Origin of the sequence: Acinetobacter sp. RF14B (assembly GCF_006864105.1) — a bacterium.
Classification (GTDB): Bacteria; Pseudomonadota; Gammaproteobacteria; order Pseudomonadales; family Moraxellaceae; genus Acinetobacter; species Acinetobacter lwoffii_C.
This window is the reverse complement of the sequence record NZ_SMTB01000018.1, coordinates 23,903-35,247: the sequence shown is the minus strand read 5'-3', so window position 1 is coordinate 35,247 and position 11,345 is coordinate 23,903. Positions and strand designations below refer to the sequence as shown.

Genomic DNA, 11,345 nt, shown 5'->3' with positions numbered 1-11,345 from the left:
GGCCGCCACTCCAGCAACCAGGGTTTTTCCGGCGCCAACATCGCCCTGAACCAGACGCAACATCGGTTTGTTTTGTTTCAGGTCGTGGGCAATCTCTTTCGATACCCGCTTTTGTGCGCCGGTCATTGCAAAGGGCAGACTGGCCAAAAGCTGCTTGGCATAAGTTTTACTGGGTGTAAATGAAGGGGCTTCAATCTGCTGGAGAAAAGAACGTCGGGTCAGCAAACTAATTTGGTGTGCGACCAGTTCTTCAAAAATCAGCCGCTGCTGTGCCGGATGTGAACCTTGGCTGAGCTGCACCATATTGGCATTCAGCGGTGGATGATGAATATATTCCAGTGCCTGCTTGAGATCATAGCCATTGCTAAATTTCTGCGGTAACAGCTCGGGCAAATCATCACTGTGCAGTTCCAGTGCCTGCTTGATGTATTCACGCAGTTTGGGCTGGGTCAGTCCTTCGGTCGATGGATAGATGGCGGTGAGCTGGGTATGGGGCAGAGGGGTGTGTTCAGTAATGACTTGCAGTTCCGGATGATACATTTCCAGACCACGCGCACCGACCCGAACTTCGCCAAATACTCTTAAGCGATTACCCAGCTTGCAGCGGTCGGTAATTCCCTTATAGATATGATAAAAACGCAAGGTCACTTTACCAGAATCATCGTCCAGTAGAATCGCCATCGACTTGCGTTTGCCCGGTGGAAAATCCACTCCTTTGACTGTGCCTTCCAGCAAATAGCTGCGTCCCACGTTTAATTGATTCATGGGAATGATCGTGCTACGGTCTTCATAATCGCGTGGCAGATGAAAAAGCAAATCATCAGTATTCAAGATATTCAGTTTTTCGAGTAAAGCAGCGGCGGCATTGCCAACGCCTTGTAACTGATGGACTGCGGCCATGTCTCCTCAACCTGGTCTGTGATTCGGTGTTTAATGCATATTTTATTTATTGGTTATGGTAAAACATCCGAGCGGGTAGCTAAACAATTATTTCAACACGGTCATCAAATTAGCACAGTTAGCCAAAGTCCCAAAACAGATTCATTTGCAACTCATCTGATGCAGGATGTACATACACTGGATTTAACAGCAGTTGCACCAATTGACTGGGTCTATGTCTTACTGAGTCCAAAACAAAGTGCGGTTGAAGGTTATCAGCAGACCTATCTGGATTCGGTTCAGCCCATTGTGGCAGCCTTGAACATGCATCCAGTCAAACGCATGGTGGTGGTTTCATCGACTCGGGTGTATGGACAAAATGCCGGCGAAAGCGTGGATGATGACACTGCAATCCATCCCCAGGATGCTCAGGGCAAAATTTTGCAGCAGATGGAGCAGGCTTATCTTGCCGCCTATCCTGAGCAATGTACGATTATCCGTCCCAGTGGGATTTATGGCACTTCGGTCAGGCGGATGCAACACATGGCTGCATCCATGACCCATTATCCGAATCTGCACTGGTCGAACCGGATTCATATTGAAGATCTGGCACGGTTTCTTGCTCACTTGATTCACGTGGAACATCCTGATTCTTCTTATATTGTGACCAATAACCAGCCTCAGCTTTTAGCTGAAGTATTGCAATGGTTCCAGCAGCAGATGCAGATTCCTTTGCTTCAGGTGGAAAGTCACAAGGTGACAGGCAAAAAGCTGTATGCAACCCGAATGCAGAAAACTGGATTTAGATTCAACCATCTGGACTGTTTTCAGGATTATCTGGAGTTGATGAAGTAAGCTTTCTCTCTTTCTGTTAAGAAAGGAATTAAACACTCACTCTTGTTGGAGAGGGTTCAGGGAGCCAGGATTTGACCCTAATGAACATCTGGCAGCGAACTGCATCCTTCCTAAAATAAAAAAGAGAGGCAAATGGCCTCTCTTTTATTTAAAACTTACTTTTTCTTCTTGCGTCTGGCACGTTTTTTGGCCTGTTCAGCCGCAACCGCATCCAGTGCTTCTTTCAGCTCTTCATCGGTAAAGGCGGTGATGTGATGTAGCATCTGGAGCTTCACGTCATCCAATACCAGATTGGCATATTGCGCCACATTGGTCAGCTGTTCATCATAGACAATGGCATTGTCTGCATTGGTACTGAGATAGCCTTTCTGGGTCAGCACTTTAATAAAGCTTTGGAACAGGGCCTTATCAAAGAATTCTGGCGAATTGAATTCATACAGCACGGACAGACGCTGACCGACCAAATGACTCAGTTCCTCTACCTGACGGGTCGAGATATTGCCCGAACCACGCTGGGTGATTAGGGCTAGCGTCATATAATAGCGTTCCAGACTTTGTGTCACCGGTGCCGTCAAAACTTCCAGTTGGTGATAGGCTTCAGTATTTGGTGCAGGAGCCACCAGATTTTCGCCTTCTTCAGCAATCAGTTTGCTGGCAATTAAAGCGTCAATATAGGCATTGACCTGTTCCTGAATTTTATCTTCTGCCCATTTCAGGAACAGCTCGGCTTTCAGGAATGGATAAAGCGTACTGCTGACATTGATTACGTCCTTACGGCGAATCGTACCGTTATGTTCAACCAGCGCTGCAATCAAGGATGGCAATACAAAGGCATGTACGATGTTGTTACGGAAATAGGTTAACAACACAGCCTGATTATCTTCAATTGCAATAATATCGCCAAGCACATGTTTCACGCGTTTGACCAGTTTCAGTTTCATGGCATAAGCCACGATTTCTTTACCTGAAAGTGGTGTGACCTGCATGCGCTCATCATATGGCAAGGCAATCAGCAGATTACGGTAGGTATCCAGCTGCTTGATACAGACTTCTTCATCCAGCGTGTGTTTTGGCGTCGCCAGCAAGATCAGCGACAGCAATGAAACCGGGTTAATGACCACAGCACTGTTGATATTTTCCAGAATTGCCTGAGCAGAACTGTTGACGGCTTCAGATACAGCAGTTGGAATTGGATCATCATTCTTGGCAATCTGAATATTTTCTGCACCATGCTGTTTCAGCATGTCATCCAGAAACACCGGTTCACCAAAGTTTAGATGCACCTTGCCAAAAATACGTTCAATTTTGCGTAAAGTTTTTAGAATACCAAAAATAGATTCAGCTTCTTTTTCTTTCCCGTTCATTTCACCGACATAGGTGCCGCCTTCCATGAGACGTTCATAGCCAATATAGGTCGGCAGGAAAACAATCGGTTTGGCCTTGCCACGTAAATGACCGTGTACCGTCATGGCCAGCATACCGGTTTTTGGCGGAAGCAGACGGCCTGTGCGTGAACGGCCACCTTCAATAAAATATTCCAGTGGGGTGTTACGTGATAGGATGCTGTACAAATACTCCTTAAACACAGTGGTATACAGGGCATTACCACGGAAAGTCCGGCGGATGAAGAATGCACCGCCACCACGTAGAATCTGACCCACAAATGGCATATTCAGGTTGTCGCCCGCAGCAATATAAGGCACCATCAGGCCACGTTTATAAATGACATAAGACAGAAGCAGATAGTCGATATGGCTGCGGTGACATGGCGTATAGACAATTTCATAGTCCTTGGCCAGTTCACGCACGGTGCTGAAGTTATGCACTTCGACGCCGTCATAAAGCTGGGTCCATAAACGGGTCAGAGCCTTGTCTGCAAAACGCACGGTTGAGTGCGAATAATCCGATACAATTTCATTTAAGTAGCCAATTGCACGGCGCTCCGCTTCAAGCATTGAAATCTTGCTGCGGATACTTTCGTTCAGGATCGCTGCCTGTACATCGGTCGATTTGATCAGGCCATGCATGACATTACGTCGATCTGACAGATCTGGCCCGAGTACCACTTCACGCTGTGCATCCAGATAATCGTTCAGGTTGCAGACGATATACGTGGCCGGCGATAAATTCGGATGGGTTTCTTTGGCAAAGTCAATCATGGCACGCAAGGACTTCGGCTCATGAAACTCTAAATAAGACTGACGACCGTGCAGGCCGATATTGACCAGCTGTTTTACCCGGCCTGGAGTCGACCAGGTATCGGTAAATAACAGTTTAAACCAAGAGTCTTCTTTTTCAGGCTCACGTCCCCACAGCACGGTGACCGGAATTAGTTCGACATCCAGTTCCGGATGTTTTTCCAGTGCCTCAATCAGACGTAGCAGACGTGGCGGAAAAGCATGCGCTGGGGCGCTGAGTAAATTATTATCATCATGATACTGCAGGAACAGCAGCGAGGTTTTTTCTTTGAGTTCACCGAGCTCGAGTGAATCCAGAGCCGGCGGTATTTTCAGACGGCGGGTCTCAGCATCCACGACCAGCGCATTACTGCGAGAGTGATTCTGTAAAACGTAGCAGATGATTTTCTGTGATGCCGGGGCGGTCTGGTCAGTGGCTGGAGCAGTCACTTCACTTGGTACTTCCCCGAGAACCTGGGGGGTTACCACCAGATCAAGCAGCTTGCTTGAAAGCTTGCGGTAGATTTGACCAAAGCCATTCTTGGACATAGTTACTCCTAATTTACTGACCAAAACTACTAGACTTCTGAAGAGGAATGATTGTGTATGATTCTTTATAGAAACGATATGTCATTTTGAACACATTCAGCAGAAGCCGTGCAATTTTAGCGCGAAATTCAGGGTATTTCCTAGTAGCTTGTGCAATTGATATGACAGGACAGTCAAGCAATCTTTAGGGTTTTGGTCTGAATTTATGGCAGAATATTCCAGTTTATTTGTATACATGTGTATTTTTACTGGGGGATTTCCCCGCCATCGAATAGGTTGCCTATGAATGCCTTAACCCAGGAACTGGTCGAGCTGCTCAGCTTAGAAAAGTTAGAAGAAAATATTTTTCGTGGAATTAGCCGCAATCTGGTCGGCAAGCGTGTGTTCGGTGGGCAGGTCTTGGGTCAGGCCTTGCGTGCAGCATCTTATACCACAGACCGTCCAGCGCATTCCCTGCATGCCTACTTTCTGTTTGGTGGCGATGTTAACGCTCCGATCATCTATGAGGTCGACCGTATTCGTGATGGCAAGAGTTTTGTCAGCCGCCAGGTGCGTGCAATCCAGCATGGCCGGATCATTTTTATGTGTATGGTGTCTTTTGCCCAGCAGGAAGAAGGGCTGAACTATCAGATTTCAGAGCCTGAATATCCGCCAGCGGAAAGCCTGAAAAATGAAGTGGCTTTGGTCCAGCAGATGATTGAGTTTATTCCGGAAAATGTCCGTGCTTCTTTTACCCGTGAACGTCATGTCGAAATTCGTCCGGTCAATCCGCAAAATCCGTTTCAGCCCCAGCCTGAAGCACCTTCTTATGCGCACTATATCCGTACCCATGACCGGATTGCTGCAGAAGTCGATGAGATCTCTCTGCATCAGGCCATTGCGGCGTTCTATTCTGACTTTACCTTGATGACCACGGCGCTACGTCCGCATGGCCTGAGCTATCTGTCTCCAAGCCTGCAGTGTGCAAGTATTGACCATGCCATGTATTTTCATAAGCCCTTCCGGGTAGATGAGTGGATGCTCTATGACATGGAAGCAACGCAAAGTGCCAGTTCACGCGGCCTGAACTTCGGGCGGATGTGGCAAAATGGCGAGCTGGTCTGTAGTACCACTCAAGAAGGCCTGATTCGTTTACGTGAAATTGAAACCCAGTAAATCAGTATATAAACCTACATCAAGCCGGACTCCAGATCCGGCTTGATGCTTTTCTAGAGACAGGTGTTTATAAAAAATTACTCGATTCTCCAGTTCTTGCGTGGCATAGTGCGGCTTAAGATCAATATTAAAAATGCACGTAAAAATGAGCTTGAGTACGCAGATTTTAATTGCCGCCGTCTTGGGGGTAGGGTTTGGATTTTTACTGACTTTATTTCCAGAAATCCCGTTTTTTAATATCAGCCTGTACGCAATCAGCATTGCGAGTAGCATCTTTATTGGCCTGCTTAAAATGATCCTGATCCCGCTGATTTTTACCTCAATTGTGGTTGGAGTCTCCAACCTGCAAGCCGGCGGGCAGCTCAGCAGGACCTGGAAAATCACATTGATGTGCTGTGTCACGACCACCACTTTAGCACTGATGCTGGGACTCACTTGTGCACATTTATTTGAGGTGGGCAAGGGTGTAGATGTGGTGATGTTTCAAGATGCCATGGCACAGCATAAAACGCCGGATACCTTGACGCCGTCCTCCTTTTTCACCAATTTTATTCAAAACACCCTGATTAATCCTTTTAAGGCCTTCGCAGATGGCAATGTGCTGGCAGTGGTAGTATTTGCCTTGTTTATCGGGGTGGCGCTGGTGGCAGGAGGTGACCGCTTTCGTACCGTGCGTAAACTCAGTCATCAGTTTTTTGACATCATGATGTTAATGATTGGCTGGGTAATGAAACTGGCGCCGATAGGAATTTTTGCCTTATTGGCCAAACTGATTGCAACCGAAGATATTTCTGTGCTCAGCCGTCTGGCCGAGTTTGCGGCAGTGGTGACTGGAACTACGATTTTTCATGGTGTAGTGGTGCTGCCACTTCTGTTGTGGTTCTTCGGGAAAATGGATCCGTTGACTTTCTTTAAGGGCACCCGTAGCGCTCTGATCACTGCTTTTGCCACCAGTTCCAGTTCTGCCACCATGCCGCTCTCTTTAAAATGTGCACAGGAAAATTTAGGGGTACGCCCACAAACAGCCGGCTTTGTTATTCCTTTAGGCACTCAATTGAATATGGATGGCACGGCCTTATATGAGGCAGCAGCAGCATTGTTTATTGCTAACCTGATGGGGCTAGACCTGAGTTTGGGGCAGCAGCTGATTGTTTGTGCCACGGCAATGATTGCGTCTTTAGGTGCACCGGGTATTCCTAGTGCCGGAATGGTAACCATGATTATGGTGCTGCAATCCGTGGGGCTGCCTGCCGAAGCGATCGCGATTCTGTTACCGATCGACCGTCTGCTGGATACAGTGCGTACCGTGGTTAATGTACAGGGTGACATGATGATCAGCGTGGTGGTCGATCGTTATACCCGTGAGCCACAACAGACTTAGTCCACTTCCGAACTGGGGGTTAAACATGACTTTCAGGAGCTGGCTTCCAGATCCTGCACATACTACTGTATAACCCTCGTAAGCGCTTGCTTGTGCAGCTCTGATAATTTTGGCACCGGTATTTTCTGCCTGAGCCATAACCTGATCAACTTTCAGAGGATTATAGGTTTTTTGTCCCCAGCTCATGTGTGTGGGGCATATTGCACTCAGCGTTAGTCCGGTATCCTGTTGAATGCTGCTTTGCGGCCATAAAGCCAGTTTTAAACTTGATTGCAGTTCAATAAATGCCGCAGCGTCCTAATCAAATTTCTGATTGATGATGCCTTCACTGCTTAAGCCCAAGCCTTCACGATAAAAATCCAAGGCTGCCGCCAGGTCGCGCCCTGCAAATTTAATGACGGAAGTGCGGGCGTGCATACGCTGTATTTATTGTTATTTCAATATACTGCTGTCTTGGAATAAATTAAAAGCAGGGCATTGACCCTGCTGGGTAGGCATTATTGTATCGTGCGGCTTAAGTGATGAATGGGGAAATTATGCCACTTTCAGCTGTGTTGCACGTTTGGCTGCCGGGGAGGATGCCAGATAAGCAATCGCATCTTCAGTTTTGGCCTCGTGCAGTGGATCGTACCATGGCATCAGATATCCCAGCTGCTGTGAGATGAGCCAAAATGGACTGGGTATTAAATTATTGTTACGTTGTGCAATCGCATACCATTCACGCCAGATCCACGGCTTGTATACGGCCGGGCGGATCGCTTTAAAGCGGGGGTCTTGTTTCATCAGATGGGCAGTGCCATCAACCCACAGGCCAATTACGGCCGCAATCACAATGATGCTGAGGTAATAACGGGCAATATAACCGCCACCTAAATGACGGTATAAATCAAAGGCGACAGTACGATGTTCAATTTCCTCTGCACCGTGCCATTTAATCAGATCCAGCATGGCTGGGTCTGCTCCCAGTTTCTGCCACTCCTGATTATACAGGGCATATTTACCCAGTACGCAGGTCATGTGTTCCACCGTGGCGATAATGCCGAGGCGAAATATATCCCATTGATGTTCAAATAATGAAGGAATCTTTAGGCCTAAAGGCTGATCGGCCAGTAATTGGCTAAACAGGAAATTCATGACATTCAGGTTGCGCTGGATATCAATATTGCGCACGGTTAAATATTCGTAATTGGCAGAGTTATGCGCTTGAGCATGCATGGCTTCTTGGCGGATAAAGGCTTGCACATCCTGTTTCAGTTTTTCATCACGAATTTGGGGCAAAACTTTGTTATACAGGCGACAAAACCAGAATTCGCCAGCAGGTAAAATCATATTAATTTCATTGATGAAATAGCTTACATAAGGCTGCTGTGGAATCCAGTCCACGGGCGTGTCTTGCCATTCAAATTTTACTTTACGTGGCTGAATATAATAGCTAATAGATGAGCCGAGTTTAGCGTTTTTTAAACGGGAGAAAAGTTTCATCATACTGTCCTTATTGTTTTAACGTGTAATGCTCTACATGCGGTAAAAATCAGTATGAAAAAAATATCCCGCATTGTGATTAGCAATACGGGACATTGAAATATCAATTAATGATGAATTTGGAGGATTATCCTGATTAATCGGCTTGTCGGCTTTCATCCGTCGCATCATCGGCAATTTGAGCCTCTGATTCATCTTCTTCTATACACATCGATTCTTGTGGTTCATCCAGTTCATCGGCTACCGCGTCAGGAATGCTGTCCAGGTCAAACTCAACGGTCTGATCCAGCGTGAAATTCAGGCGCCCCCCCATCACACTGGCCAGTTCTTCCAGACCTTGCTTATTGAGGGAAGAGAACAGCTGAATCGAAAAGTCCAGCTTCATTTTTTTCAGCTTGGCTTTCACTTCTTGCAGGACTTTAGAGGCTGGACCGCGATTCAGTTTGTCAGATTTGGTCAATAACACATGCACGAACAGTTTACGTGAATAGGCCCATTCCAGCATCATGATGTCAAAGTGCTGCAGAGGGTGACGGATGTCCATCAATAACACCAGACCTTGCAGGCTCTGGCGATGAATCAGGTAATTTTCCAGCTCTTTTTGCCATACGATCTTCATGGCTTCTGGTACGGCAGCATAGCCATAGCCGGGTAAGTCAACCAGACGCTGATCTGGATTACCCAGACTAAAGAAGTTGATCATCTGGGTGCGCCCCGGCTTTTTCGATGCACGTGCCAGCTGCTTCTGGTTGGTCAAGGCATTAATCGCGCTCGATTTCCCTGCATTTGAGCGGCCTGCAAAAGCCACTTCATACCCCGTATCTTCTACACACAGGCTCAGCTTGGGTGCGCTCATTAAGAATTCAGCTTTACGCAACCAGTTCAGTGCGCGCACAGAGTACTCAGTAATCGCAGGATCTACTTTTTTTTCATAGCTGATCTTTTGCTTTGGGGCATTCGATGCCTTACTGTTTTTCGACTTTCCTCTGCTGTGATGCATGGCTCAACTTCAATGACTAATATACAAGGAGCTATTATAAAGGAAGTCGGGCAGGCAAGCGAACTTTAGCGCTGCTCAGCCGCAAAGAGGGGAAAATAGCTGTTAAAGATTAATCAGGTTGATGGGGGACTGAAGGCTAAAATGCCCCTGAACAGGCTGAATCACATCGCCCAGAATATATTGATCCAGACTGGCATAGAACTGTTCCATGGCTTGGTCCAGAATGCCTTTTAAACCACAGCCATAGCGCAGTACACAGGGAGGATCATTGCATTCTACAATCTGGTTGTCACGCTGTAAAATCCGCACAATCTGCCCGAGCTGACGTTTCAAGGTATCCGGATTCAGGCGTACTCCTCCACCTTTGCCCCGGGTGGTAATCAGCCAGTTTTGCTTTGCCATAAAATGGACAATTTTCATCGCATGGTTTTGCGAAACTTCCAGGCGCTCGGCCAGCTCAGCAATCGTATAAGGGAGATCACGGGGTTGTGCAACATACATCAGTATACGAAGCGCATAATCAGTGAATTTATTCAGTTGCATGATAATACTGATATTTTTGATTAAAAAAATTGGGGCTAGTCTAGCATAACCAAACTAACCCCCCTTTTTTTATTTTGTGTCTGTGTTGCCGCTTAGTGGTGTACACCACCTGTGCCAAAGGCTTCACTGTGAATGTTTTCAGCCGGAATACCGCGAGCCAGCAGTACTTTTTGCTGTTCAGCCATAAATGGCATTGGGCCGCAAAGGTAGTAGTCTGCATTTGTTGGTAGTATGGCACTGTCGAGGCTGCTAAGGTCTAAACGACCTGCAATGTCAAAGTCTTCGCCTAATTTGTCGCTGGCATGCGGAAACTCATAGGCAGTCACTGTGCTTAAGCGAGGATATTTTGCTTTTAAATCCTGAATATGCTGTTTCATGGCATGCACTTGTTTGCTGCGACACGCATGGATGAAAGTGACGGGTTGTGGCATATCTAAAGTAACCAGTTGATTCAGCATGGCAATCATCGGGGTGAGGCCTACACCACCACTGATAAATACATTACGTTTATTTGCATCAATCAGGTAAAAATTACCTGTTGGCGCAGACACTTCAATTTCTGAACCTTCTGGCAGGCTATGTAAAGTATTAGAGACCCAGCCCGGAATTAAATCATCTTTTTGATCTTCGCGTTTGACCGAGATACGCAGATAGTCCGCTTGCGGGCAAGTGGACAGCGTATATTGACGAGGCTGTCTTAAGTTGAGTTCCGGCACAAAGACACGAACAGAAATGTATTGTCCTGCTTCGTATTTTGGCAAATCGCCACTGTCTACAGGGGTAAGGTAGAAAGAAGTAATTTCATCACTTTCCACTACTTTTTTGGCAATTTTAAAATTGCGCCAGCCTAACCAGCTGCCTTTGGTTTGCTGATGTTGATCATAAATGGCTTTTTCAGTGTTGATGAATAAATCTGCCAATTGACCATAAGCCGCAGCCCAAGCGTCAATTAAAGGATCTTCCATTGAAATATTGAGTACTTCACTGATGGAATGCAGCAGATTTTCCCCCACAATATTGTAATCCGGTGCTTGAATATTCAGGCTGACATGTTTGTGGGCAATCAGTTCAACCACAGGCAAAAGCACGGAAGGATCTTCAATGTTTTCCGCATAGGCCAACACTGCACCTGCCAAGGCTTGCGCCTGTGCGCCGCTACGCTGATGGCCCATATTAAAGGTTTCTTTTAAGTCTGGATTATTGCCCAGCATGCGGTTATAGAAATAACCTGTCAATGCAACCCCATTTTCACGAAGAACAGGAACAGTGGCTTTTACAAGATCAATTTGCTGCGGAGTCATAGCTGATTTCTCATGGGTGTTAT

The 11,345-nt window shown here is 46.6% G+C and carries 9 protein-coding genes; 3 read left to right on the top strand and 6 right to left on the bottom strand.

The window, feature by feature from the left end; genetic code table 11:
- A partial coding sequence (locus tag E2K52_RS04695; RefSeq protein WP_413772982.1) for an OB-fold nucleic acid binding domain-containing protein occupies window positions 1–900 on the bottom strand: 900 nt, incomplete at its 3' end.
- A gap of 33 nt (window positions 901–933) precedes the next feature.
- Between E2K52_RS04695 and E2K52_RS04690 the strand changes: the two genes are divergently transcribed.
- Window positions 934–1,734, top strand: coding sequence for an NAD(P)H-binding protein (locus tag E2K52_RS04690; RefSeq protein WP_151204000.1), 801 nt, complete (start codon window positions 934–936; stop codon window positions 1,732–1,734).
- 155 nt (window positions 1,735–1,889) lie between these two features.
- On the opposite strand, the gene plsB is transcribed toward E2K52_RS04690, so the two are convergent.
- Complete coding sequence (plsB, locus tag E2K52_RS04685) at window positions 1,890–4,460, bottom strand: glycerol-3-phosphate 1-O-acyltransferase PlsB (RefSeq protein ID WP_151203999.1); 2,571 nt, start codon at window positions 4,458–4,460, stop codon at window positions 1,890–1,892.
- A gap of 282 nt (window positions 4,461–4,742) precedes the next feature.
- On the opposite strand from plsB, the gene E2K52_RS04680 reads away from it, so the two are divergent.
- The gene (locus tag E2K52_RS04680) at window positions 4,743–5,615 is read left to right on the top strand and encodes an acyl-CoA thioesterase (RefSeq protein ID WP_151203998.1); all 873 of its coding nucleotides are present in this window, start codon (window positions 4,743–4,745) and stop codon (window positions 5,613–5,615) included.
- A gap of 145 nt (window positions 5,616–5,760) precedes the next feature.
- Complete coding sequence (locus tag E2K52_RS04675) at window positions 5,761–6,996, top strand: dicarboxylate/amino acid:cation symporter (protein ID WP_151203997.1); 1,236 nt, start codon at window positions 5,761–5,763, stop codon at window positions 6,994–6,996.
- Window positions 6,997–7,530: 534 nt separating this feature from the next.
- On the opposite strand, the gene E2K52_RS04670 is transcribed toward E2K52_RS04675, so the two are convergent.
- The 4 genes from E2K52_RS04670 to hmpA form a co-directional block, all read right to left on the bottom strand.
- Window positions 7,531–8,478 (bottom strand): metal-dependent hydrolase, encoded by a 948-nt coding sequence (locus tag E2K52_RS04670; RefSeq protein WP_151203996.1) that lies wholly within the window; start codon window positions 8,476–8,478, stop codon window positions 7,531–7,533.
- 136 nt (window positions 8,479–8,614) lie between these two features.
- Window positions 8,615–9,478, bottom strand: coding sequence for a ribosome biogenesis GTP-binding protein YihA/YsxC (gene yihA / locus E2K52_RS04665; protein WP_151203995.1), 864 nt, complete (start codon window positions 9,476–9,478; stop codon window positions 8,615–8,617).
- Window positions 9,479–9,580: 102 nt separating this feature from the next.
- Entirely contained in the window at window positions 9,581–10,021 is a 441-nt protein-coding gene (locus E2K52_RS04660) for an RrF2 family transcriptional regulator (RefSeq protein ID WP_151203994.1), read from the bottom strand.
- A gap of 92 nt (window positions 10,022–10,113) precedes the next feature.
- The gene (gene hmpA, locus E2K52_RS04655; protein WP_151203993.1) at window positions 10,114–11,322 is read right to left on the bottom strand and encodes an NO-inducible flavohemoprotein; all 1,209 of its coding nucleotides are present in this window, start codon (window positions 11,320–11,322) and stop codon (window positions 10,114–10,116) included.
- Window positions 11,323–11,345: the final 23 nt, after the last annotated feature.

Excerpts from the sequence above, each read along its gene's own strand:
- E2K52_RS04690 (WP_151204000.1), top strand. The coding sequence starts at position 934 with ATGCATATTTTATTTATTGGTTATGGTAAAACATCCGAGCGGGTAGCT.
- plsB (WP_151203999.1), bottom strand. The coding sequence starts at position 4,460 with ATGTCCAAGAATGGCTTTGGTCAAATCTACCGCAAGCTTTCAAGCAAG.
- E2K52_RS04680 (WP_151203998.1), top strand. The coding sequence starts at position 4,743 with ATGAATGCCTTAACCCAGGAACTGGTCGAGCTGCTCAGCTTAGAAAAG.
- E2K52_RS04675 (WP_151203997.1), top strand. The coding sequence starts at position 5,761 with ATGAGCTTGAGTACGCAGATTTTAATTGCCGCCGTCTTGGGGGTAGGG.
- E2K52_RS04670 (WP_151203996.1), bottom strand. The coding sequence starts at position 8,478 with ATGAAACTTTTCTCCCGTTTAAAAAACGCTAAACTCGGCTCATCTATT.
- yihA (WP_151203995.1), bottom strand. The coding sequence starts at position 9,478 with ATGCATCACAGCAGAGGAAAGTCGAAAAACAGTAAGGCATCGAATGCC.
- E2K52_RS04660 (WP_151203994.1), bottom strand. The coding sequence starts at position 10,021 with ATGCAACTGAATAAATTCACTGATTATGCGCTTCGTATACTGATGTAT.
- hmpA (WP_151203993.1), bottom strand. The coding sequence starts at position 11,322 with ATGACTCCGCAGCAAATTGATCTTGTAAAAGCCACTGTTCCTGTTCTT.